The sequence below is a fragment of the Vulcanococcus sp. genome (assembly GCF_044369115.1).
GTDB lineage: Bacteria > Cyanobacteriota > Cyanobacteriia > PCC-6307 > Cyanobiaceae > Vulcanococcus.
This window is the reverse complement of sequence record NZ_JBIPMN010000004.1, coordinates 1-21,311: the sequence shown is the minus strand read 5'-3', so window position 1 is coordinate 21,311 and position 21,311 is coordinate 1. Positions and strand designations below refer to the sequence as shown.

At 66.8% G+C, this 21,311-nt stretch carries 24 protein-coding genes; 10 read left to right on the top strand and 14 right to left on the bottom strand.

Features of this window, described 5'->3' with window-relative positions; translation table 11 throughout:
• Nucleotides 1-9 precede the first annotated feature (9 nt).
• Both ACIQ2E_RS00710 and ACIQ2E_RS00705 read left to right on the top strand, forming a co-directional pair.
• Nucleotides 10-996, top strand: coding sequence for a DUF952 domain-containing protein (locus ACIQ2E_RS00710; RefSeq protein WP_398324723.1), 987 nt, complete (start codon nucleotides 10-12; stop codon nucleotides 994-996).
• Nucleotides 993-1,505, top strand: coding sequence for a hypothetical protein (locus ACIQ2E_RS00705; RefSeq protein ID WP_398324720.1), 513 nt, complete (start codon nucleotides 993-995; stop codon nucleotides 1,503-1,505). Before ACIQ2E_RS00710 ends, ACIQ2E_RS00705 begins: the two co-directional genes overlap by 4 nt.
• On the opposite strand, the gene lipA is transcribed toward ACIQ2E_RS00705, so the two are convergent.
• Together lipA and recR are read right to left on the bottom strand one after the other, a co-directional pair.
• Nucleotides 1,484-2,410: a lipoyl synthase gene (gene lipA / locus ACIQ2E_RS00700; protein WP_398324717.1), complete on the bottom strand. Its 927-nt coding sequence runs from the start codon at nucleotides 2,408-2,410 to the stop codon at nucleotides 1,484-1,486. The genes ACIQ2E_RS00705 and lipA overlap by 22 nt on opposite strands.
• Nucleotides 2,411-2,416: 6 nt before the next feature.
• Nucleotides 2,417-2,995, bottom strand: a complete 579-nt coding sequence (recR, locus tag ACIQ2E_RS00695) for a recombination mediator RecR (RefSeq protein WP_398324751.1) — start codon at nucleotides 2,993-2,995, stop codon at nucleotides 2,417-2,419.
• 104 nt (nucleotides 2,996-3,099) lie between these two features.
• On the opposite strand from recR, the gene psbP reads away from it, so the two are divergent.
• The 4 genes from psbP to ACIQ2E_RS00675 are packed head-to-tail and all read left to right on the top strand — an operon-like array spanning nucleotide 3,100 to nucleotide 6,288.
• On the top strand, nucleotides 3,100-3,672 hold the full coding sequence (gene psbP / locus ACIQ2E_RS00690) for a photosystem II reaction center PsbP (RefSeq protein ID WP_398324714.1): 573 nt from the start codon (nucleotides 3,100-3,102) through the stop codon (nucleotides 3,670-3,672).
• Complete coding sequence (locus tag ACIQ2E_RS00685) at nucleotides 3,672-4,727, top strand: FAD-dependent oxidoreductase (RefSeq protein WP_398324711.1); 1,056 nt, start codon at nucleotides 3,672-3,674, stop codon at nucleotides 4,725-4,727. The genes psbP and ACIQ2E_RS00685 overlap by 1 nt, the downstream gene beginning before the upstream one ends.
• A 32-nt stretch (nucleotides 4,728-4,759) precedes the next feature.
• Nucleotides 4,760-6,100, top strand: coding sequence for an NHLP bacteriocin system secretion protein (locus tag ACIQ2E_RS00680; protein WP_398324708.1), 1,341 nt, complete (start codon nucleotides 4,760-4,762; stop codon nucleotides 6,098-6,100).
• A complete protein-coding gene (locus ACIQ2E_RS00675) occupies nucleotides 6,097-6,288 on the top strand; it encodes a hypothetical protein (RefSeq protein WP_398324705.1) in 192 nt (63 codons plus the stop codon). Before ACIQ2E_RS00680 ends, ACIQ2E_RS00675 begins: the two co-directional genes overlap by 4 nt.
• 3 nt (nucleotides 6,289-6,291) lie before the next feature.
• Here ACIQ2E_RS00675 and ACIQ2E_RS00670 read toward each other — a convergent pair whose 3' ends face one another.
• From ACIQ2E_RS00670 to ACIQ2E_RS00645, 6 genes are read right to left on the bottom strand one after another with little or no spacing between them, the layout of a single operon-like run.
• Complete coding sequence (locus ACIQ2E_RS00670; RefSeq protein ID WP_398324702.1) at nucleotides 6,292-7,335, bottom strand: FUSC family protein; 1,044 nt, start codon at nucleotides 7,333-7,335, stop codon at nucleotides 6,292-6,294.
• Between the two features lie 3 nt (nucleotides 7,336-7,338).
• Entirely contained in the window at nucleotides 7,339-8,358 is a 1,020-nt protein-coding gene (locus tag ACIQ2E_RS00665; protein WP_398324699.1) for a hypothetical protein, read from the bottom strand.
• A 14-nt stretch (nucleotides 8,359-8,372) separates the two neighbouring features.
• Nucleotides 8,373-10,181 carry a TolC family protein gene (locus ACIQ2E_RS00660; RefSeq protein ID WP_398324696.1) on the bottom strand — a complete coding sequence of 603 codons (1,809 nt, stop codon included), beginning with the start codon at nucleotides 10,179-10,181 and terminating at the stop codon, nucleotides 8,373-8,375.
• A gap of 11 nt (nucleotides 10,182-10,192) precedes the next feature.
• Complete coding sequence (locus tag ACIQ2E_RS00655) at nucleotides 10,193-11,029, bottom strand: hypothetical protein (protein ID WP_398324693.1); 837 nt, start codon at nucleotides 11,027-11,029, stop codon at nucleotides 10,193-10,195.
• A 7-nt stretch (nucleotides 11,030-11,036) separates the two neighbouring features.
• A complete protein-coding gene (locus tag ACIQ2E_RS00650) occupies nucleotides 11,037-12,089 on the bottom strand; it encodes an FUSC family protein (protein WP_398324691.1) in 1,053 nt (350 codons plus the stop codon).
• Nucleotides 12,086-13,057, bottom strand: a complete 972-nt coding sequence (locus tag ACIQ2E_RS00645; RefSeq protein WP_398324688.1) for an aromatic acid exporter family protein — start codon at nucleotides 13,055-13,057, stop codon at nucleotides 12,086-12,088. The genes ACIQ2E_RS00650 and ACIQ2E_RS00645 overlap by 4 nt, the downstream gene beginning before the upstream one ends.
• A 23-nt stretch (nucleotides 13,058-13,080) precedes the next feature.
• On the opposite strand from ACIQ2E_RS00645, the gene ACIQ2E_RS00640 reads away from it, so the two are divergent.
• Together ACIQ2E_RS00640 and ACIQ2E_RS00635 are read left to right on the top strand one after the other, a co-directional pair.
• On the top strand, nucleotides 13,081-13,566 hold the full coding sequence (locus tag ACIQ2E_RS00640; protein ID WP_398324685.1) for an MgtC/SapB family protein: 486 nt from the start codon (nucleotides 13,081-13,083) through the stop codon (nucleotides 13,564-13,566).
• A complete protein-coding gene (locus ACIQ2E_RS00635; RefSeq protein WP_398324682.1) occupies nucleotides 13,559-13,786 on the top strand; it encodes a DUF6737 family protein in 228 nt (75 codons plus the stop codon). The genes ACIQ2E_RS00640 and ACIQ2E_RS00635 overlap by 8 nt, the downstream gene beginning before the upstream one ends.
• Here ACIQ2E_RS00635 and ACIQ2E_RS00630 read toward each other — a convergent pair.
• Together ACIQ2E_RS00630 and ACIQ2E_RS00625 are read right to left on the bottom strand one after the other, a co-directional pair.
• Complete coding sequence (locus tag ACIQ2E_RS00630; protein WP_398324679.1) at nucleotides 13,768-14,691, bottom strand: LCP family protein; 924 nt, start codon at nucleotides 14,689-14,691, stop codon at nucleotides 13,768-13,770. The genes ACIQ2E_RS00635 and ACIQ2E_RS00630 overlap by 19 nt on opposite strands.
• Nucleotides 14,692-14,764: 73 nt before the next feature.
• Nucleotides 14,765-16,555 carry an ABC transporter ATP-binding protein gene (locus ACIQ2E_RS00625; RefSeq protein WP_398324676.1) on the bottom strand — a complete coding sequence of 597 codons (1,791 nt, stop codon included), beginning with the start codon at nucleotides 16,553-16,555 and terminating at the stop codon, nucleotides 14,765-14,767.
• A 128-nt stretch (nucleotides 16,556-16,683) separates the two neighbouring features.
• On the opposite strand from ACIQ2E_RS00625, the gene ACIQ2E_RS00620 reads away from it, so the two are divergent.
• Entirely contained in the window at nucleotides 16,684-16,884 is a 201-nt protein-coding gene (locus ACIQ2E_RS00620) for a hypothetical protein (protein ID WP_398324673.1), read from the top strand.
• An 85-nt stretch (nucleotides 16,885-16,969) separates the two neighbouring features.
• Here the strand turns inward: ACIQ2E_RS00620 and ACIQ2E_RS00615 are convergent, their stop codons facing one another.
• Entirely contained in the window at nucleotides 16,970-17,377 is a 408-nt protein-coding gene (locus ACIQ2E_RS00615) for an RNA recognition motif domain-containing protein (protein ID WP_398324670.1), read from the bottom strand.
• A gap of 240 nt (nucleotides 17,378-17,617) precedes the next feature.
• Between ACIQ2E_RS00615 and ACIQ2E_RS00610 the strand changes: the two genes are divergently transcribed.
• Complete coding sequence (locus ACIQ2E_RS00610; protein WP_398324667.1) at nucleotides 17,618-17,830, top strand: hypothetical protein; 213 nt, start codon at nucleotides 17,618-17,620, stop codon at nucleotides 17,828-17,830.
• Between the two features lie 17 nt (nucleotides 17,831-17,847).
• On the opposite strand, the gene ACIQ2E_RS00605 is transcribed toward ACIQ2E_RS00610, so the two are convergent.
• The 3 genes from ACIQ2E_RS00605 to ACIQ2E_RS00595 all read right to left on the bottom strand — a co-directional run.
• Complete coding sequence (locus ACIQ2E_RS00605; RefSeq protein WP_398324748.1) at nucleotides 17,848-19,578, bottom strand: DEAD/DEAH box helicase; 1,731 nt, start codon at nucleotides 19,576-19,578, stop codon at nucleotides 17,848-17,850.
• 372 nt (nucleotides 19,579-19,950) lie between these two features.
• Nucleotides 19,951-20,322 (bottom strand): phosphomannose isomerase type II C-terminal cupin domain, encoded by a 372-nt coding sequence (locus tag ACIQ2E_RS00600; protein ID WP_398324664.1) that lies wholly within the window; start codon nucleotides 20,320-20,322, stop codon nucleotides 19,951-19,953.
• A 10-nt stretch (nucleotides 20,323-20,332) separates the two neighbouring features.
• Nucleotides 20,333-21,311, bottom strand: a 979-nt coding sequence (locus tag ACIQ2E_RS00595) for an AAA family ATPase (RefSeq protein WP_398324661.1), incomplete at its 5' end; no start/stop codon positions are given.

Here is a 21,311-nt window from a genome sequence, read left to right as displayed (position 1 = left end):
TCGCTCGCCATGGCTGCCGCGTTGCCTTGCCTCTACAGCTTTCGCCGCTGCCCGTATGCGATGCGGGCCAGATTGGCGTTGGCTGCGGCAGGTTTGCAGCCGGGGCGCGACCTTGAGCTGCGGGAAGTGACCCTGAAGGCCAAGCCGCCTGAGTTGCTGGCCGCCTCCGCCAAAGGCACCGTGCCGGTGTTGGTGTTGCCCGATGGGGTGGTGTTGGAGGAGAGCCTTGCGATCATGCGCTGGGCGCTGGCGCAGGCTGATCCCCAGGGCTGGATCACGGGGCGGGGCAGCGCTGAGCATGGGTTAATCGAGAGCCTGCTGGCGCAGAACGATGGACCGTTCAAGCACCACCTGGATCGCTTCAAGTACCCCGATCGCTACCCCGGTGAGACATCGGCGGAACATCGGCGCGCGGCCCTCGCCATCCTTCGGGAGTGGAGCGCACGGCTGGGGGGCGGCGGCTGGCTGTTGGGGGGGCGCCCCGCTCTGGCGGATTGGGCGTTGCTTCCGTTTGTGCGGCAGTTCCGCCTGACCGATCCCGAGGGGTTGGATCAGGAAGCCGATCTGGAGCCATTGCAGCGTTGGCTGGCCCGGTTTCTTGCGGATCCCGCTCTGGCTGCGGTGATGCATCCTCCCTGGGCGGAGCGCAGCGCTTGGCGATCGCCCCGTTGGCTGTATCACCTGGCTCTGAGGGCCGAGTGGAACAGCGCCCGAAGCGCAGGCTCCTATCGCCGCTCAACCCGCGGCCGCTCTCTGGAGCAGGTGGGGTTCATCCATCTCAGTGCCGCCCACCAGGTGGAAGCCACTGCTCAGCGCTTTTATGGCGACCTCGCGCCAGGCGAGGTGGTGTTGCTCAGCATTGATCCCCAGCGGTTGGCTGCCGCGGGGCTGGAGTTGCGTAGCGAGCCGGCGCCGGCAACCGGTGAGCTGTTTCCGCATCTCTATGGCGCGCTGCCGCTGGAGGCGGTGCTGTTGGCACAGCCCTTCACCGCATGACGCGCCCTTCCCTCGTTGAGATCGAGCAGCTGGCCGCGGCGCGGGGGCTGATGCTGCGGCTGCAGGTGCGCCGCTGGCTGGCGGTTACCAGCTTGCGTGTGGTGGTGGCGCGACCTAGGCCCGAGCAGTCGCCTCTGTTGCTCGGGGAGCTGAAGGGCTGGACCCTGCCGCTGCCTGATGGTCTCCAGCTCGACACGATGCGGGTTCAGGGATCGCACACCCAGGGCGTCGGGGCGTTGATCTGGGCGGCCACCTTCGCCTGGGCCCTGGAGGGCACCCCCTGCCGCAACGCCCGCTTGCTCGCCATCCGCGATCACGATGCACAACATCGCCGGCTGGTGCGCTACTTCCGCCGACTGGGATTTGAGCCGATTCGCGATGTAGGAGCTGCGGTGGCCGATCTACCCCTGCGCTTGGTGTGGGGAGGTGCTGGTCTGCTGATGCGCGGCGATTGCGCGGTGGGATTGGAGCGGGCCTGGAGAGCGGCTCAGTTGGTTGAACCGGCGTGATAGCTGCTGCGCACCAGCGGCCCTGAGCGCACATCGGCGAAGCCCAGCTCGCGGGCGATCTGCCCCAGCTGCTCGAATTCCGCGGGTGTCCAGTAGCGATCCACAGGGATGTGAGCCAGCGAGGGGCGCAGGTACTGGCCCAGGGTGAGCCGTTGGCAGTCGACAACGCGCAGATCCTTCAGGGTCTGCACCACTTCCTCGAAGCTTTCGCCCAGCCCCAGCATCAGACCGCTTTTGGTGGGGATCTCGGGTGCCAGCTCACGGGCGGCCGCGAGCAGCGCCAGGGAGCGCCGGTAGGTGGCGCCGCGGCGCACTTCGCCCTGCAGGCGCTCCACGGTTTCCAGGTTGTGGTTGAAGCACACCGGCCTTGCCTCCAGCACGGCGGCTAGGCGTTGGCGTTGGGCTGTGATCGCTTCGGCTTCCTCGCGATAACCACCCCAGAAGTCGGGCGTGAGCACCTCGATGGCGATCAGCGGGTTGCGAGCGCGGATGGCGGCCATCGCGTTGGTGAACAGGCAGGCGCCGTGGTCGTGCAGGTCGTCGCGGGCGACGGCAGTGAGCACCACATAGCGCAGTCTCATGGTTTCAACGGCCTTCGCCACTCGCTCCGCTTCATCGGGATCGAAGGGGGCAGGAGCCTGACCTTTCTCCACCTGGCAGAAGGCGCAGCTGCGGGTGCAGATCGGCCCCCCCAGCAGGAAGGTTGCGGTGCCGGAGGCGTAGCACTCGCCGCGGTTGGGGCAGCGGCCCTCTTCGCAGATGGTGTGCAGCCGCTGTTGCTTCACCACCGCCTGCACCGCTTCGAGTTCGCTGGCGTTGCCGATGGGGGAACGCAGCCATGCGGGCAGGCGTTCGCTGGGTGCGACGCTGCTGTAACGGCTCCTCGTGCGCTGGGGTGAATTCACGGCTCGCTACTCCATCCGACGCCGCCCTTCCAGGGCACGTGCCAGCGTCACTTCATCGGCGTATTCCAGTTCGCTCCCTACCGGCAGGCCGTAGGCGATGCGGCTCACCTGGGTGAAGGGTTTGAGCAGCCGCGCCAGATAGAGGCTGGTGGTATCGCCTTCCACCGACGGGGTAAGGGCCAGAATCACCTCACTGATCCCATCGCGGTCCACCCGCTCTACGAGCGGCTGGATCTGCAGCAACTCGGGCCCCACGCCATCCATCGGTGAGATCAAGCCACCGAGCACGTGGTAACCGCCTTTGAACTCGCGGGTGCGCTCCAGGGCCAGTAAATCGCGTGAGTCGGCCACCACGCAGAGCACGCCAGTGTTGCGCTCCTCATTGCGGCAGATCTCACAGAGGGGGTCGGCCGAGAGGTGGTAACAGCGCTGGCACTGCCCCACCTGGCTCTTCGCGGCCAGCAGCGCATCGGCGAAGGCCTGGATCTGTTCGCTGGGCTGGCGTAACAAATGCAGCGCCAGGCGCTGCGCTGTGCGCGGACCGATGCCTGGCAGTCGCTCGAACTGATCGATCAGTCGGGCCAGGGGGCGGGTGAAGCCGCTCAGGGCGCTGCCAACAGCTGGCCGGAATCTAGGTGGGCCGGCCGGGGCGGCGGGCCAGAATGCGGGTCGCTCGCCAGCCCCGCCGCATGCTGCCCTCGCCGTTCTCCTCGCACCCCCGCCGGGCTCCGCTCACTGCCCTGTTGGCGGTGCTGCTGGCGGTGGTGCTCAGCGCTTGCAGCGCGGCCGCCGCTGGCCTGAACTCCTATCAGAGCCCGGATGGGCGCTACGCCTTTCTCTATCCCACCGGCTGGACGCGGGTTCAGGTCACCGATGGTCCGCAGGTGGTGTTCCACGACCTGATCAATGCCGATGAAACCCTGAGCCTGGTGGTGTCGGATGTGAACAGCACCAACAGCCTGGAAAACCTCGGCAGTGCCGTGGCCGTGGGCGAGAAGCTGCGCCGTGTGGTGATCGCCCCGGACGGCAGCGGCCGTGAGGCCGAGCTGGTGGAGGCCTCCGAGCGCGAAGACGGCGGCCGCACCTTCTACGACCTCGAATACGCCGTGCACCTGAGCGACCGTGATCGCCACGAACTGGCCACGGTAGTGGTGGATCGCGGCCGCCTCTACACCTTTGCCGCCAGCACCAACGAAGCCCGTTGGCCCCGCGTGGAGGGTCTGTTCCACCAGGTGATCAGCTCCTTCACCCTGCGTATCTGATGGCTGGTGCCCCCGCCGGCGTGGTGATCGTTGGCGGGGGCCTGGCGGGTGCGTGGCTGGCCCTGGAGCTGCGTGCGCTCGGGGCGGTGGTAACCCTGATTGATGCGGCGCCGGCCGACGGCACCGCATCTGCCACGGCGATCAGCTACGGCTTGATTCCTGGTTGGCCCCTCGCTCCCACCCCATTGGCGCGCATGGCGGCGGGGGCCTCACGCCGCTGGCGGCGGTTGCAGCGGCGCCATGGTCCTCTCGGCTGGCGCCGTTGCGCGCTGCGGTTGCAGGGCTCCAACCGCTGGCTGAGCGCTTTGGCCCGCTTGGGGCTGCTGCCGCTGGCGCAGGTGGATACGACTGTGTTGCACCAGCGCTTGCCGGCGGTGCTGCTCAACGCCGGGGTGAAGCGGTATACCGCCACCGTGCAGGCGATGGCGCCAGCGGCGCGGGGTTGGCAGCTGCAGCTCAGCGATGGCAGCGCATGCCAGGCCGATCAGCTGGTGTTGGCGGCGGGGGCGGGGTGCGGCCGCCTCTGGCCGGCCCTGCCCCAGACCCTGTGCAGCAGCTGGGCATCGGTGCTCGAGCTGCAGGCGTTTCCAGCGGCGCTTGGAGCGCCGGCGGCCTGGTTGCCCCAGGGGTTTGCGCGGCTGGGGTTGGAGCGGCGAGCGCCTGAGCTGCTGGAGCCCGCCTGGGTGGTGGACCCGGGCCTGGTGCCCTGGGGCCGTGGCGCTCTGGTGGGCCAGCACACCTGGATCGCCGCCGCGGGCGCCGCGGCGCCCGCGGCGGCGGATGGGTGCGAGCCGCCCTTGCGCCAGGCATTCCCCACGGTTGGGGCGGCTCGGCTGCGCCAGGCGGCCGTGGCCTTCAGCAGCAGCGGGGCGCCGCTGGTGGGTGCAGTGGAGGCCACGCCGGGGCTGTGGTTGTTCACCGGCTTCAGCGGGGCCTTTGCGCAGGTGCCGGTGTTGGCCCCGCTGCTCGCCCAGCGCCTGGCGGGGCCCGCGGATCGAGCGCACCAGGCGGAGCGCCGGCTGCAACAGCTGGGGGTGTGGCCGCAGGGGGGCTGACAGCGGCAGTTGATTCCTGCAAGCTGGCGGCCATGACACAGGCCTCCCCCACTGCCGACGCGCCTTGGTACCGGCGGCGTGCGCAGCAGTTGCGCGAGCGCTGGCAAGGGCTGAGCGACCACAACCAGGTGGGTGTGTGCCTGGCGGGTGTGACCGGTTCGGTGGTGTTGTGGGCGCTGTTCTGGCCGGTGCCCACCGAGGTGATGGGCACCGGCGTGCTGATCTATCCCGAGAACGCCGGCATCCTCAATGCCCGCTCCGGCGGCCAAGTGCGTGAGGTGTACGTGCGGGTGGGGCAGAAGGTGAAGAAGGGTCAGGTGTTGATGCAGCTCTATCTGCCGGTGCTCGAGCGGCAACTGGAGCAGCAACGCGGCAACCTGCGCCAGCTTGAGCGCCACAACGAGAAGCTCGACTACCGCGATGCTCAGCGCCTGCTCACCGAGAAGCGGGCCCTCGATACCGCCCTTGCCAAGTATTCCGACGATCGCCGCCGCTATGGCGAGCTGCAGTCGACGTATTCCAGCAAGTTGCGCAACCTCGACTGGTTGGCCAAGCGTGAAGTGGTGGCGCCGCTCTCCACCGAAGTGGTGTCGGCGGAGCAGGGCCTCACCAGCACCAGCGTGAACCTCGATGACGTGAAGATCAACGAGCGCAATGTGGTGACCAGCTACCAGCAGGTGAAGCTCAACATCGAAACCCAGGCCCTGCAGCGCCGTTATCAGATCGACGATCTCAAACGGCAGATCGAGGTGACCGAGGCCAAGATCTCCTACGACGGCAAGGTGCATGCCGAGCGCGATGGCACGGTGCTCGATCTGCAGGTGATCCCCGGGCAAACCGTGAGCACCGGCCAGCGGCTGGGCACGATCGGCCGGCCGGAGCAACCCAACAGCAAAGACCGTCCCCTCAAAGCTGTGGCCTACTTCTCGCCGGCTGATGCCCGCCGCCTGCCCCTGGGGCTACCGGTGGAGGTGGTGCCGCTGTGGAACCAGCGCGGCCGCTTCGGCGGGATTGTGGGCAAGGTGAACCAGGTGCTGACGCTCCCCGCCACGGAAGATGACATCTCCACCACCATCGGCAACCCGCAGCTCGCCCAGGAGCTCACCAAGAACGGCCCGGTGATGCGCAGCGAGATCGAGCTCGAGCACGATCCGAGCAGCGTGGATGGCTACCGCTGGACCCTCTCCGGTGGCAGCGGTGTGTTTCCGATCCGCGAAGGTCTCACGATCTCCACCCACGCCTATGTGGAATGGCGCTCTCCGATCACCTATGTGATCCCCGGCCTGCGCTCCCTCACCGGTGGTTATCGCACCCCCGGCATCGACCTGCGCTGGAACCTGCCCTTCCTGCGTCAGCCCAACACCCTCCAATGACCCCTCGTTTCCCGCCGATCCGCAACGCGTTGCTGCGTCAGGAGCTGCCCTGGCTGGTGGGCGAAGTGGTGTTGCTGCTGATCCTGTTCAACGCCAATCCGCCGGAGCTGTGGTTCTGGTTGGTGGTGTTGGTGGTGGTGTTGCTTTATCGAATTGAGCGCTGGTGGTCGTCGCGACCGGGGGCCTGAGGCTCAGGTCACCAGGGCCCGCCAGCGCCGTTCGGTGCTCTCCATGATGTGGTCGATGCGGTTGAGGACCATCAGCCGGCCCGCCACCTGTTGCAGCTCGCTGGGGGTGAGGCGTTGAAAGGCGGCCTTGGCTGGCTCGTCGCTGAGGTCTTTGATCGGAAGCACAGGCCGCGGCGTTGGCGGTGGCGGCTGCAGCTCCAAGGAGCGGCTCAAGTTGCCCTGCCAGTTGAGTAGTCGATCCGCCACTGCTGCGGTGAACTGCAGCGCAGCCTCGTGTTGGCGCTGCAGTCCCCAGGCCTGCCATTGGGGATCGGGTAGACGACGCAATTCATCGAGATCGAGAATCAACATCTCGCAGGCGTGATCCATCAGATCCCAGAGCTGGGCGACAGGATGTCGGCTCGCCAGGGGACCGAGCTCCCGCAGGGCGTTCACCCGTTGCTCGCGCAGGCTGATCAGGCTGTTGCGCATCGTCCGTAGCCGTTGGGTGATGGCGTTGCGGCGTTTCGCATCGGGCGGCGACTGCAGGTAGTCGCTGAGGGTGTGGCCCAGATCCACCAGCAACCGCAGCAATCCCTGGCGTTGTTGCAGGCGGGCCCGCGCTGGCCAGAACAGCCTCAGGCTGAGCAGCGCCATGACGATCCCGAACGCCGTCCAGAACAGACGCAGCGGGATCCAGCTGTCGAGCTGTTGCTCATGCAACAGCCATCCCATGATCACGACAAAGCAACACACCGAGTAGCCCACTGTGAGCCGCAGGCTGCCGGCGATCAGGCGGGCGAGCAGCATCGCCAGAGGCAGGGCGATCAGCACCGGCAGATGGCCCCAGGCCCGGTAGCCGAAGAACACCACGATGGCGCCAATGGTGGTGCCGATCAGCCGTTGGCGCCCCAGCTCCAGTGTGTTGCCGTAGTTGCCCACGCTCACGCTCAGCACCGCCAGCGAGGCATACATCGCAAAGGCAAGACCGGTGAGGGTGGCAAAGCCATTCACCAGGGCCACCGTGAGGGCCAGGCGCAGGTTGTCGCGCAGGGTGGGCCGCAGCATCACTCAGCTGGTCTCCTGGCGCCCGATCGCCTGGCGCACCAGGCCGCGGCTGTGGAGCAGTTGGTGCAGTTGGGTGATCTGTTGGCCGATGGCCAGGAGCAAGGGTGGGGAGGCCTGAAGCTGAGCCGCCTCCTGCAACCAGTTGTTCTGGGTGCCTGCGGGATCGATCGCGGCAGGCATCGGCGGAATGGCTGCGCTGCTGTCCAGGGCTGCTTCCAGGGCCCGCAGCTCGGCTTGCAGGAGTGGCGCACTGGCGGGGCGGGGCGGTAGCTGCAGCAACAGGGGCTCCAGCAACAGCCATTGGCGCAGCAGTTGGCGCCAGATGCTGCCGGTTTGCGCCCAACGTGAGCTCAGTCGCCGGACTGCCGCCGGGGTGCGGACGCCGGCCCGTTGATCGCGCAGTTCCTGCAGCTGGAGGATCTGGGGCAGCAACGCTTTGGATTGCAGCGGTGCTGGCGCCTCGCCACCGGTGTCGAGCCAGTGGCGCATGCGTTGAATCTGTTGCCGCAGCTGGTCGCACAGCCCGGCTTCAAGGGCTGGCAGTTGTTGGAGCGGCCGGCGCGGCCAGAACACCCAGGTGGCCAGTTGTGCCATGGCGATGCCCGTCACCACCGTGAATGCCAGGTTGAAGATCAGCGCCCAGTTGAACTGTTTGCCATAGCCAACAATCTCCAGCGCCCAGCAGCCCATGTAGCCCATGCTCACGCCTTTGGTGAGGCCAAGGCCGCGCACGAGGCAGCCCGTGATGAGCAAGCCGATGGCGGTCACCAGCCAGCCCTCGGAGAAGTGATGCAGCACCGCGGCGCTGAGGATCCCCACCAGGGCGCCTCCCACCAATTGGCCAAGGCTGCGCACCGGGGTGAGCTCGTTGTCGTTGATGAACAGCACCGCCATCAACAGGCCGAGCATCATCACGTCGCGTCGGCCCGACCAGAGCATGATCCCGATGGTGAGCGTGGCAGCCAGCCAGGTGCGCAGGCTGTTGCGCCAAAGGGGGCTGAGGCTCGGCAGGGTGGTGGCCATGGCGCTGGCCGTCCTCAGGGGGTGCTGCTCGAGACCTGCAGCTGCAGCTGTGGCTGGATCGGTTGGTTGGGATCGCGCGGCATGGGCAACAGCTCCCGGAGCAGCTGCGCGTAGGTGACATTCACGCCCACCGTGGCGTTGAGCCGTTGCACCAGGCTGTTGATCAGGCGGTCCTGGGTGATGGATACATCCAGCTCGCTGGAGAGGCCGGTGAGATAGCGCAGGCGCACATCGCGAAAGGCTTCGAGGGCCGCGGCTACGCCTCGGCGGGCCGAGCTGAGCTTGGCCAGGCTGGCTTCGTGGTTGAAGAAGGCTTGCTCCAGCCGCAGGCGGATGTCATTGCGGGTGGCGGCGTATTGCTGGGCCGCGGCGGCTTCCCGCTTGGCGAAGGCGCGGGCCTGCCCGGCGGTGGTGCCGGCATCAAAGAGCAGCCAGGTCATGGTGAGGCCCACCGACCAATCCCAGGCATTGGTGGAGCTGAGGGGCAGGACGGTGGAGCCGCAACAGCCGCCGCCCCCCAGTTCAAAGTTGCTGAGGCTGGAGAGGTTGCTGCTGCCGCCGGCGTTGGCGAACAGCGACAGTTTGGGCAGCAAGCCAGCTGCGGTGGCCTGCTTCTGCTCCGCCAGGGCTTGGCGGGTGGCGAGGATGGCCTCGAGCTCGGGGTTGCCGCGGTAGGCCGCCAACAGGCTCGCCTCGAGATCCAGGGGCCAACGGGGCTGCACCGCGATCGGGTCGCTGGCGCTGGGGGTGACCTGGGGCGGCAGGTTGAGCAGCACCGCCAGCCGCCGGCGCGCCACGGCGCGATCGGCCATCGCCTGAATCAGCGTTTCTTCATCGGAGGCCTGAATCGCGCGGCGCCGCAACACATCGAGGCGAGGCACGAGACCGGCCTGTTTGAGATCGAGGCTGTCCTGCAGGATCACTAGGTCGTTGCGCACGTTCGCGTCGTACACGCGCACCAGCTGTTCCTGCTGTTGCAGCTGGTAGTAGGCCTCACTCACCTGCAGCTGCAAGGAGCGCAGCTGATTGGCGTAGGTGTTGCGCTCTTGCTCGAGGCTGGCGCGGGACGCCTGCACCCTGGGTGTTCTGGCGAAATCGAGCAGGGCGTAGTTGAGCTGCAGCCCGCCTTCAAAGGCGCTGTTGCCTGAAGTGAGCTTCGCCGAGCCGCCTTCCGGCACATAAAAAGGGCCTGGGGTGGGCGCGTAGCCCGGCGGCTTTGGGCTTGGGGTGAGCAAGCCATTGCTGTCGAACAGCGGGCCGAAGCCCAGGTTGTCGTTGGCTTGCAGCGAGGTTTCGGTGCTGCGGCTGCGGTCGTAGCCACCGGCCGCAAAGGCGCTGATGGTGGGCCAGTAAGTGCCCATCGCCGCCTGGAAGCTGGCCAGGGCTGCCGCTACCTGTTCGCGTTGGGCCTGCAGGCTGGCGCTGCCTGCGAAGGCAATGGCCAAGGCCTGCTCAAGGCTGAGGCTGGCGATGCCAGCGGCCTCCAGCTGTTTGGGGGTTGGCAGATCCAGGGGCGGGGCAGGGGTGGATTGCTCCGGTTGGATGGGGCCTTCCGCCGGTTCGTTGGCCCGCAAGAGATTGGGCGGGAGCTCAGGGGTGCTGAGCACATCGCGCACGGGGGGCTCAGGCTCAGCCGGCAGCAGCTGATCGAGCGCCCGCAATTCGGCATCGAGCTTCTGCCAACTGCGCTCGAGCAGTTCGGTGGAGCCGCCGATCATCGGGGCTGGCACGGTCGTGGAGAACGGACTGGTCGGCTGCGGTGCCGCCAGGGCCGGCCCGCTGCAGAGCAGGGTGAGGGTGAGAACGCGCTGTCGCAGTGCCACGGTGGTGCCGATCAGCGCCTCTTGCGCCGCAGTCTGGGGGACGGAGCCGATCGGCGATGGTCCCGATGTGCCGCCTTGCGCACGCTGGCGATCTGGCGTGGCTTGCCCAGCACACCGGCGATCAGGATCGCCACATAGAGCTGCCCCACGATCGTGATGCCCGCGCTGGCGCTCACGCTGGTGAGGTTCTGATTGTTCAGCACCGGGCTGCCCAGGGTGGTGAGGCTGCCGAAGGCAGCGCCCAGCATGTGGGGCGCATAGGCGATCGCTGCGGGCAACTCGCCATAGGGAGATCCCGTCACGGTGAAAGCCGCCGGATCGAGCACCACCAGCGAATTGAGCACGATCCCGCCGGTGAAGCCGATCAGCAGATACCCCGCCGCTGCACCCATTAACAGGTCTCCGCTGAACATCGGCTCTTCTGCAAGAGCTGTCATCAGGGCCCAGAGCTCATACAGCAAGAGGCACAGCCAAACGAGCATGTGCAACACGCTCAGGTGCAGCGCCAGGGTTGGCCGCAGCAACAAGGAGAGCTGCCAGAGCACTTCCACCCCGGCGGCGCAGAGCCAGCCGTATTGCAACCAACGGCGCCGTCGGATCACCTGCCGCAGATAGTTGTGCTGCTTCTGGGGAATCACCGCCGTGTGCAGCTGAGGCATGAGCCTGTTCTGGGGCAGCAGGGGGGAATCCATGAGTACCCCAACGCCACCGATGATCAGGTAGACCACGCTCACCAGCTGCGGCGCCTGTTGCAACGGCCGCAGGCTGATCAAGGCGATCACCTCCACGATCAGCAACCAGCGGTAATAGTTGTGGCGCTGCTGCAGTAGGGCGCGAACAACCGTCATGGCCGGATCACCTCTTCGCCATGATTGTCCGCCAGCTGTTTTCTCCGTCGCGGATCGCTTGCTCCGCCTGGCGGCAAAGCACGAGCCGGGTGGCAATGCGCTCAAGCCGCTCCAGGGAGGCGGAATTGGCGAGCGGATCATTCAGTTCGGCGCCGAGATCCAGCCAGCTGCGGGGTAGCTCGAGTTCTTGCGGCGGTGGGCTGGGCAGCCCACCGCCGCTGCGCAGCTGTCGGCTCCAGATCCCCACCTGAGCCGCCATGCGCTCGAGCAGCTCGGCTTCGGCTTGGTGCAGCCGGGCCACCAGGTTGGGGTCGCGCTCGGGGGGCACAGCCCGCTCCATGCCGCCCACCATCGTGACGAGCCGTGAGGCCGCGGCATCGAGGCTGCTCACCAACAGCACCGCCGGGTGGCGCTGGGGTTGGTTCCCCAGCTCCTGCAGCAGCGCAGGCCGCTGGCTACGGGCGTTCTGCAGCGTGGCGCGCAACTGATGAAAACGGGCGGCTGGAGCGGGCGCCGCCCCGGCTGCCGGCTGGGGCTCGAGGCGCTGGGCCAGGGCAGTGAAGGTGTGCTGCAACTGCTCCATCAGGTCGCCGTAGCGCCCAAGGCATTGCGCGATCCCCCGCGCCGGCCAGAAGAGCCGCAGGCTGAGCACGGTGAGCACCACGCCGAGGGCTGTCCAGAAGAAGCGCAGTGGAATCCAGCTGGCGAGGTTGCCCTCGTGCACCAGCCAGCCCATCACCACGATCATGCCGCCCACCTTGTAGCCCACCTTCAGGCTCAGCAGACCGCCGAGGAGCCGCAGGCAGCCCAGGGTGATCGCCAGCCCCACCGCGATCGGCAGGCCGTGCAGGCATTCAAACCCGATCAACAACAACACCGAGCCGAGCACGGTGCCGAGCAGGCGTTGGCGGCCCAGTTCGAAGGAGGTGCCATAGGTGCCGCTGGACACCGACAGCACCGCCAGGGCCACGTATTGACCGTCGGGCAGGCCGGTGATGCTGGCGAAGCCATTGCCCAGGCCGGCAGTGAGGGCGGTGCGCAGGGCGTTGCGGTTGATCACGACCGTTGCGTCTGCGCGGGGGCGAGGCGATGGAGGCCTCCGAGGCAGGCATGCAGGGGACGCAGCTCTTCGGCCAAGGCGAGCAGAGGGAGCAGGGGCAGCTGTTCGCGCTCGGCCAGCTGCTGCCAGGCCTGGGTGTTGCGTTGGGGGGTGGGTCGGGGCCGGGCCTCGAGTTGCTCGTTCAGGGCGACGACGGCCCCGCGGATCAGCTCCGCCTGCTGGAGCGAGCGCTCGGGGAGAGATTGCATTAACCGCTCCCAGCTCACCCAGTGGGATTGGGTGAGCTGCCAGAGCCGCAGGCGCTGCTCCCATTGGCTCCTGCGCAGGAGCTGGTGGCGGGGACCGCTGCGTTCGCGGCTCACCAACTGCTCCATGCGCAGTAGATCGCCGGTGAGGGGGGCTGGGTTGAGGGGGATGGGGCGTTCGGCCTGTTGGCGCAGCCAGGCGCTGTAGTGCCGCAATTGCCGTTGCAAGCTGCTGCGGAGGCGCTCATCGGCGGCGCCGAGCTCGCGATAACTGTTGCGCGGCCAGAACAGCAATCCCACCAGGATCGCCACCACGCATCCCACCACCGTGTCGAGCGCTCGATTGAACACATAGTTCCAATTGAGCGCCACGTGGCTGGGGATCATCAAAAACATGATGCTGGTGATGCTTGCGGTGCCCAAGGCGCTCTGCCAGCCCAGCCACTCCAAGATCGGGATCATCAGCACCAGCGACACCAACACCCCCATCCAGCCCGACAGGATGGTGTGCACGATGAAGGTGATCAGCCCTCCGGCCACCGTGCCAAGGATCCGTGCTGAAGCCGCCTTGACGGTTTGATCATCGTTGTCGTCCACAACGATGATCGCCGCCAGCAGCGGATACCAGACAAACTCGATGCGTTCCGTCCACACCGCGATGGTGGCTGTGATGAACACCGCCACGGCCAGCTTGAGGCTGTTGCGCAGCAACTGGTTGGACACCGTCCGCGGCTCCGGCGCTGGGCATGAGCTTATGGCCGGCTTCCATTGATCGCCCGTTCCCCGTGAATTGGATTCCCGCTGTTTCTCCCGATCTGGAGGTGTTGCTGCGCCTTGGGCTGGCGGTGCTCTGCGGCATGGCGGTGGGGGTGAACCGCGCTCAGCACTTCCGCCATCCCCAGCCCAGCCGTCTGCGCATGCACGTTCTGGTGGGGTTGAGCGCCTGCCTGATGGTGCTCGCAGCGGGGCCGGATCTGGAGGCCCGCAGCCGCGTGATTCAAGGGGTGGCCACCGGTGTGGGCTTCCTGGGTGCCGGCGAGATCCTGGTGGATCGCCGCGGTAATGGCCACGACGACCCCACCCCCCAGGTGCATGGCCTTACCAGCGCCGCCTCGATCTGGTTCACGGCGGCGCTGGGGGTCACAGTGGCCGCCGCCAGCCCGTTGATGGCGCTGGTGGCTCTGTTGCTGGCGCTGCTCGTGCTCTCCCGTTCCGGACATCCCCATGGCTGAGAGCCTCTGGAGCCAGAAACCCTGGTGGTGTCAGCCCTGGTCGATCCTGCTCACCGGCGTTGTGGTGGTGGGTGGCAGCTGGTGGTTGCTGCAGCGCTGGTGGATCAGTGCACCCCTGGCTCTTGGCGTGTTGCTGTGGTGGTGGCTGTTTCTGGTGGCGCTGCCTGCGGCCTATCGCGCTGAGCAGGAGGCTCTGCTCGATCAGAACACGGAGCCGTAGCGGTCGGGGGTGGTGCCGGCAGTGGCAGATTCCGTGCTCGGTTTGGGCCACTCGGCTTCCCAGTAGCTGATGCCATCGCGCATGAACGGTCGGCCGCCCAGGCGCTCTGCATCGAGTTTGGTGCCGCCCATGGCAGTGATCAGGCCACCGATCTCCATCGGGCCAAGGTCGGTTTTCATGTCCTTCCCGGCAGCGGCCAGCAGGGAGGGGAGGCGAACGAGGCTTTCCGGTTTCGTTAGTTGATCGAAGAGCGCTTTGAGCAGAAGCTTCTGGCGATCGAGACGGCCGATGTCGCCGAGTTCGTCGTGGCGGAAGCGCAGGAAGCCCTCGATGTCGCGGCCGCGCAGCACCTGGCGGCCGGGCTGTAGATCGATGTGCAGGCCCTGGGTGTTGTCGTTGTAATACATGCGCTTGGGTACATCCACCTCGAGGCCGCCGAGGGCATCGCCGAGGCGGCGGATCACCGAGAGGTTCACCAGGATGTGGTGCTGCACCGGCCGGCCCAGGTGTTTGGAGAGCTCCTGCTTCACCGCATCCGGGCCGCCGAAGGCGTAAAGGGCGTTGGCCTTGAGCGGGCCGAAGCGGCTGGAGTCGATGTAGGTGTCGCGCGGCACCTGGGTGAGCTTGGTCACGCCGTTGTCCACCCGCAGCGTGTACATCACATCGGTGTTGCCGCCGCCCACATCGGTGCCGAGGATCACCACTTCCTTCTCGCCCATACCCGTCCAGCTGCTGAACGGATTCACCACCTGGTGATTGCTGCCCGCGGGAGGCCCATCCAACAGTTGGCTGAGCGGTGCAGCCAGCAGCAGACCGCCGCCCAGTCCCACGGCAATGGCCATCAGGATCGGGCCGCGCTCATCGCGGGGGCGCATGCCGATGCTCTTCAGGCCTGGACTCTTCATTCTCACAACTTATTTCACGCCTCTTGACCAACCCTTCAACGTTGCATAACCGGCGGTCAGTTTCTGGTCTGTCTCAGAGGCGTAGGGCTTCATCGGCGCGCAGCCCCGCCTGCACCCGCCAGAGGTTCACGTAGACCCCGCCGGCGGCGATCAGTTCGTCGTGACTGCCTCGCTCCACGATCCGGCCCTGCTCCATCACCACGATCTGATTGGCGTGGCGCACGGTGGACAGGCGGTGAGCGATCACCAGGGTGGTGCGCTCGGCCGTGATCAGATCGAGGGAGCGCTGGATCGCCGCTTCCGTTTCGTTGTCGACCGCTGCTGTGGCCTCATCCAAGATCAGCACCGGCGGGTTCTTGAGGATGGCGCGGGCCAGGGCAATGCGCTGGCGCTGGCCGCCGGAGAGGCGCTGACCCCTTTCCCCCACAACTGTGTCGTAGCCCTGGGGCAGGGCCTCGATGAAGCGGGCTGCTTCGGCCCGTTCGGCGGCCTGTTCGATTGCAGCGCGGGCTGCCTCGAAGTTGCCGTAGGCGATGTTTTCGGCCACGGTGCCGTGGAACAGAAACACCTCCTGGCTCACCAGACCGATGGCGCGGCGCAGGTCGGCGAGTTGCAGTTGGTGGATCGGAATGCCATCGAGCAGGATCTCGCCCCCCTGCAGCTCATAGAACCGCAACAGCAGTTTCACGATCGTGCTCTTGCCCGAGCCGGTGGCGCCCACGATGCCGATGGTGCTGCCGGCGGGCACCTCCAGGTTGAAGTGCTGCAGTAGTGGTTCACGGCCGCTGTAGGCGAAATCCACGCCTCGGAAGCGCAGGGCGCCGCGAACTTGGTGGAGGGGTAGACGGCGATCCCCGCTGGGGATGGCGATGGGAGTGTCGATCAGATCCAGCACCCGCTGGCTGGAGGCCATGGCGCGCTGGTAGTCGTCGAGGGTGCGGCCGAGGCTGGTGAGCGGCCACAGCAACCGCTGGGTGATGAACACCAGGAAGGAATAGGTGCCCACGGCGATGGTGCCGCTCCAGGCCTGCAGCCCGCCGATCACCAGGATCGCCAGGAAGGCAAACAGAATCGCGAAGCGGATCAGGGGGATGAAGGCAGCCGAGAAGCGGATCGCTTTGGCGTTGCTGATCCGGTAGGCCTGGCTCTGCTCGGCGAGCCGTTGGTTCTCCCATGGCTCAGCGGCGTAGCTCTTGATCGTGAGCATGCCGCCTAGGTTGTTGGCGAGGCGGCTGGCGAGATCACCGGCCCGCTCGCGCACCTCCCGGTAGCGCGGCTGCAGACGTTTCTGGAAGTTCAGCGATCCCCACAGGATCAGTGGGATCGGGATGAACGAAACCCCCGCCACCGTGGGTGAGAGCCACACCATGGCGCCGCCCACGGCCAGCACGGTGGTGATCAGCTGCAGGATCTCGTTGGCGCCGTGATCGAGAAAGCGCTCGAGTTGGTTGATGTCGTCGTTCAGGATCGCGAGAAGGCGACCGCTGCTGCTGGCTTCAAAGAAGCCCATCTCCAGCTGTTGCAGATGGCTGTAGGCCTCCAGCCGCAGCTCGTGTTGCACCGTTTGCGCCAGGTTGCGCCAGAGCAGGGCGTAGAGGTACTCGAACAGCGATTCGGCACTCCAGATCACAAAGGAGAGTGCGGCCAGCACCCCCAGTTGCCCGGGCACGGAGGTGATCCCGAAGGCCGCCAGCCAGGAGGTGTTTTGCTGCACCACCACATCCACCGCCAGGCCGATCAGTACCGGCGGCGCCAGATCGAACAGCTTGTTGAGCACCGAGCAGATCGCCGCCAGCCACACCAGGCGGCGATGGGGGTGCAGGCTGCGCAGCAGGCGCTGCAGGGGCAGTTGAGGAGAAGCCATCGCTGCATTCAAGGCCAGGCCTCTGCGGCAGGGCCGCCCCCGTGATTCGTCTGTGAAGCTGTTCCACACGGACGTTGCGGTGGGTTGCGCCGGCGTTAGACCGGTGCTGTCACCACCATGAGGTGTTCATGACAAGGACCCGAGACTTCCATCGCTTCCATCGCTGGACAGCGAAGTTGCGTCGACGCAGCCTGCGCAATGCCTTGCCGGAGCCCCGCGAAGGCGAACTGCAGCCCACCCATCCCGTGAGCGAGGTGCGCTGCCGCGAGTGGCAGCGCGATCAGCTGCACGATCTGACGGAGCTAGAAGAACGGGAAGCAATCGCCTGATCGACAGGCAACAAAAAGCCCCGGGCCGGCATCTGATTGCCGGGTCCCGGGGCTTTCGTTTGAGCGGAGGCTCAAGGCTGGTGGATCACCAGCGATTGCCGCCGCCACCGTCGTAGCCGCCGCCGCCGCCGTAACCACCCCGGTCACCGCCGCCACCGCCGCCGTAGCCACCGCCGCCGCCATAGCCGCCGCGACCACCGCCGCCACCGCCATAACCGCCGCGGCCACCACCGCCGCCGCCACCACCGCCCTGGCGGGGGGTGGCTTTGTTGACGCGGATCATGCGACCCATCCACTCCACGTTCTGGAGGTCGTCAACGGCCTTTTGTTCGTCGGCCTCGTTCGCCATCTCGACGAAGGCGAAACCGCGCTTACGGCCGGTCTCACGGTCGAGGGGAAGGCTGCACTTGGCCACTTCGCCGTACTGGCTGAAGAGGTCAAGCAAATCCTCTTGTTCGGCCTGGAACGAGAGGTTGCCGATGTAAATGGTCATTCCTTGATGCGGAACCTGAAAACTGATCCGTGGGTGCTGCGCGGTTCCGAAGGGAAGCCAGTAAGCCTTTGAATCTCTGCGAGCCTACAGCGGCGACGGCCGGTGCCTTAACGCTTGCGGCAGGGGTGCAGCGCCACGTGAAGAGGCTTGAAGCAACCCCGAAGGGAAGCGGAAGAAATGGGCCGCTCCCCAACTACTGTCCGATTGTCAGTAAATCCACACTCGTAGCGAGCGCCTCCGATGACGGCACCCGTGCCCTGGAGTCTGGCCTGGAGCGAAGACGGGGAGCTGGCTCCCCAGGATCGCTTTGATCTTTTGCAAAGCCTGGTGGCCAGCGAATGCGAGACCGTGCAGCCCAGCCTGGTGGTGGCGGTGGAGCGGCTCAGTGTGCAGCAGCTGACGTTGCTCTCCAGCGAACTCTCCACCGAGGGGCTCACCGGCCTGTGTGCCTGAGCCCCGTGTGATCCGGATCAGTCGCGGGAGCGGCTGATCTGCAGTTCGCGATTCATCACCTTCAGGCGCCGCAGGCCCTGGAACACGTCGTCAGGCATGCCCTGGGGCAGGTCAACGAGGCTGTGGGCGTCGAAGATCTGAATCCGACCGATGCTGCGGCCGTTCAGCCCCGCCTCGTTGGCAATGGCACCCACGATGTTGCCCGGCTTGACGCGATCACGCCAGCCCACCTCGATGCGGAAGCGCTCCATGCCGGATTCCGGCGGGCCGGATTGTTCGCGGGGTCCGCGGCGGCCGCCGAGACCCGGACGCTCCTGACGGCGCGGGTCGCGCAGGCCATCGCGTCCACCCTCACGGCGTTCGTCGCGACCGCCAGCCTGACGGATCCAGCTTTCATCGCCTTGCACTAGCAGCGGTTGGCTGCCCACCACCAGCTGCAGCGCTGCGAGGGCCAACTGCTCGGGGGTGGCGCCGCTTTCCTGGCCCACGCGCTGCACGATCTCGGAGAGCAGGGCGCGCTCTTCGTCGCGGCCTTCAGTGGCGAGGCTGTCGCAGAGGCGCTGGCGCAGGCGATCCAGGCGGCTCTGGTTGATGGTGGCGTTACTGGGGATCGGCATCGGCTCGATCGGTCGGCCCACCGCCCGCTCCAAACCGCCGAGGAAGCGGCGCTCCCGCGGCGTGACAAACAGAATCGCGTCGCCGCTGCGGCCGGCGCGGCCGGTGCGGCCGACCCGGTGCACGTAGGCCTCGGAATCAAACGGGATGTCGTAGTTCACCACCAGGGTGATGCGATCCACATCAAGGCCGCGGGCCGCCACATCGGTGGCCACCAGCACGTCTACGGTGCCCCTCTTGAGGCGCTCGATTGTGCGCTCCCGCTGGCTCTGGGCCACGTCGCCGTTGAGCACAGCCACGTCGTAACCCTTGGCCTCCAGGGCCTCCGCCACGGTGACGGTGATCGCCTTGGTGCGGGCGAAGATAATCACCCCCTCCTTGGTTTCCGATTCCAGAACTCGGGTGAGGGCCTCAAGTTTCTGGGGGCCGTTCACGGTGATGAAGCGCTGGCGAATCCGGCTGGAATCGGCGCCTTTGGTTTTGATCGTGACCTCAGCGGGATCGTTGAGGTATTTGTGCGAGATGCGCCGGATCTCGGGCGGCATCGTGGCTGAGAAGAGCACAACCTGGCGCTGGCTGGGCAGCTGCTCGAGCACCCACTCCACGTCGTCGATGAAGCCCATGCGCAGCATCTCGTCGGCCTCATCCAGCACCAGGCTGCGCAGGCCGGTGAGATCGAGAGTGCCCTGGCGCATGTGGTCCATCACCCGGCCCGGGGTGCCCACCACGATCTGTACGCCGCGTTTGAGCCGCACGATCTGATCGCGGAAATCGGAACCGCCATAGAGCGGGAGCACCCGCAGGTGCGGCATGTTCACTGCATAGCTTTTGAAAGCATCCGCCACCTGGATGGCCAGCTCACGGGTGGGGGTGAGCACCAGCACCTGCGGGGTGCGCTGGTGGTCATCGAGGGCAGCCAGCATCGGCAGGGCGAAGGCTGCGGTCTTGCCGGTGCCGGTTTGGGCCTGACCCACCAGGTCGCGGCCGAGCAGCAGCTCGGGGATGGCGGCTTTCTGAATCGGGGAGGGCTCCTCGTAGCCGATGGCTGTGAGTGCATCGAGCAGCTCAGGCGCGAAGCCAAAGCTGGCGAAGCCCTGGGGTTTGGCAGCGATCACGGTGGTACTCACCTCCACCGGTTGATCACGCGTGGAGGCAACGCTGCTGGCGAGATCGAGGGCGCTGAGGTCAACCGCAACGTTGGCGGCGTTGACCTGGGCGGTGGTGTCTGTCTCGACGGCGGTCTGTTGAGCGAGCTCGGATGGAGCAGAAAGGTTTTCTTCCCTTTGGATGTGCTGCTCTGTCTGGATGGGCTGCTCTGTTTCGACGCGTTGATTGGTATGGACGCGTTGATTCACAGAGCTGTTGAGGCTCTCACAAAGGTTTTGGGTCACGTTTTGAATGGCTGGGCCTGGAAATGTCCTTCGTCGACAGGCCGGCAGACACCCTGGTAATGAAGCGGACGTGCTTCGAATAACTGCCTTGCCCTTACACAAAGGGTCTCGATCTCAACCTAACACTTCACCTGAAGTGCCCTCGGCGACGCGTTGGTAGTCATCGGCGATGCGTTCGATGTCGTCTTCGCTGAGCCGTGCACCCCGTTGCACCTCCACGATCAGCAGATCCTGATCACCGGCGCTGGCGCGGTGCAGGGCGCCGCAGGGGATCAGCAGGGTGCAGCCGGCTCTGGCTTCATGGCTCTGGTTGTCGCAGAGCAGCGTGCCGTGACCGCCCACCACCACCCAGTGCTCGCTGCGGTGGTGGTGGCGCTGCAGGCTGATGCGCTGGCCGGCGCGAATGCAGAGGCGTTTCACCAGGTAGCCCTCACCGCTGCCCAGCGGCTCAAACCAGCCCCAGGGGCGCTCCACCACGTTGGTCATGGCCTTGACGCTAGGTGGATTGCAGCGGTGTGACCAGCAGCACCCGCCGGCGAGCCCGGGTGAGACCGGTGTAAAGCAGGCGCGGATCGCTGTGGCGGCTGGGGGGGAGCAGCAGCAACACCTCGCCGTACTGGCTGCCTTGCGCTTTGTGCACCGTGAGGGCCAGGGCTGGTTCGGCTCCCGCCAGCCGGGCCGGGTGGAGCAGACGGCCGGAGCTCATCCACACCAGCCGTTGGCCTTCGCGCTCCACGAGCACGCCGATGTCGCCGTTGGCGAGCTCCTGCTCCGGGCGGTTCAGCCGGTTGAGCACCGGCGTGCCCAGGGGCCAGCGCTCCAGCGGCGCCCCCAGCGCAGCACCGAGCAGGGCACGGTGCAAGGCTTCCACCCCCCAGGGCCCTTGGCGCAGCGGGCTCAAGGCGATGCGTTCCTCCAAGGCCTCGAGCAGAGCGGCGCTGTCGTCGGGATGCAGCTGCTCCCCCTGCCAGCGCAGCCCCTGGCTGAGGTCCCGCAGCCGCTGTTGCTGCTCACGCAAGGGCTGAAGCACAGCCGTGGGCAGGTGGGGCAGGGGGGCCTCCAGCCATTGCAGGTTGGCGCCTGGCGGCAGTTGCTCCAGCTGCGGCCGCAGGGCTTCGAGTGGCTCGATGCCGCTGGGTTGTGGTTGGCGCAGGGCTGAGGCCACGGCGGCGATGGCGCCGTTGTTGCGGTAGGTGGTGGTGAGTTCGACCACGGCTGAGCCCAGCTGCTCGCGGCAGGCCGGACGGCAGAGCTCCTCGAGCACGGCGCCGGTGCCCACCGGCGGCAGTTGGCCCGCATCGCCCACCAGCAGCAGGCGAGCCGTGGGGGGGAGTGCGCTGAGCAGAGCACGCATTAAGGGCAGATCCACCATCGACAGCTCATCCACCACCAGTAGATCGAGCTCCAGCGGCCGCCGGGCATCACGGCCAAAGCGGTTGCTGCCCCGGGCCTCGAGCAGGCGGTGCAAGGTGGAG

Bases quoted from the DNA above. Each gene is read 5' to 3' on its own strand.
- ACIQ2E_RS00710 (WP_398324723.1), top strand. From the start codon at position 10: ATGGCTGCCGCGTTGCCTTGCCTCTACAGCTTTCGCCGCTGCCCGTAT.
- ACIQ2E_RS00705 (WP_398324720.1), top strand. From the start codon at position 993: ATGACGCGCCCTTCCCTCGTTGAGATCGAGCAGCTGGCCGCGGCGCGG.
- psbP (WP_398324714.1), top strand. From the start codon at position 3,100: ATGCTGCCCTCGCCGTTCTCCTCGCACCCCCGCCGGGCTCCGCTCACT.
- ACIQ2E_RS00685 (WP_398324711.1), top strand. From the start codon at position 3,672: ATGGCTGGTGCCCCCGCCGGCGTGGTGATCGTTGGCGGGGGCCTGGCG.
- ACIQ2E_RS00680 (WP_398324708.1), top strand. From the start codon at position 4,760: ATGACACAGGCCTCCCCCACTGCCGACGCGCCTTGGTACCGGCGGCGT.
- ACIQ2E_RS00675 (WP_398324705.1), top strand. From the start codon at position 6,097: ATGACCCCTCGTTTCCCGCCGATCCGCAACGCGTTGCTGCGTCAGGAG.
- ACIQ2E_RS00670 (WP_398324702.1), bottom strand. From the start codon at position 7,335: ATGCTGCGGCCCACCCTGCGCGACAACCTGCGCCTGGCCCTCACGGTG.
- ACIQ2E_RS00665 (WP_398324699.1), bottom strand. From the start codon at position 8,358: ATGGCCACCACCCTGCCGAGCCTCAGCCCCCTTTGGCGCAACAGCCTG.
- ACIQ2E_RS00655 (WP_398324693.1), bottom strand. From the start codon at position 11,029: ATGACGGTTGTTCGCGCCCTACTGCAGCAGCGCCACAACTATTACCGC.
- ACIQ2E_RS00640 (WP_398324685.1), top strand. From the start codon at position 13,081: ATGAGCTTATGGCCGGCTTCCATTGATCGCCCGTTCCCCGTGAATTGG.
- ACIQ2E_RS00635 (WP_398324682.1), top strand. From the start codon at position 13,559: ATGGCTGAGAGCCTCTGGAGCCAGAAACCCTGGTGGTGTCAGCCCTGG.
- ACIQ2E_RS00630 (WP_398324679.1), bottom strand. From the start codon at position 14,691: ATGAAGAGTCCAGGCCTGAAGAGCATCGGCATGCGCCCCCGCGATGAG.
- ACIQ2E_RS00625 (WP_398324676.1), bottom strand. From the start codon at position 16,555: ATGGCTTCTCCTCAACTGCCCCTGCAGCGCCTGCTGCGCAGCCTGCAC.
- ACIQ2E_RS00620 (WP_398324673.1), top strand. From the start codon at position 16,684: ATGACAAGGACCCGAGACTTCCATCGCTTCCATCGCTGGACAGCGAAG.
- ACIQ2E_RS00615 (WP_398324670.1), bottom strand. From the start codon at position 17,377: ATGACCATTTACATCGGCAACCTCTCGTTCCAGGCCGAACAAGAGGAT.
- ACIQ2E_RS00610 (WP_398324667.1), top strand. From the start codon at position 17,618: ATGACGGCACCCGTGCCCTGGAGTCTGGCCTGGAGCGAAGACGGGGAG.
- ACIQ2E_RS00600 (WP_398324664.1), bottom strand. From the start codon at position 20,322: ATGACCAACGTGGTGGAGCGCCCCTGGGGCTGGTTTGAGCCGCTGGGC.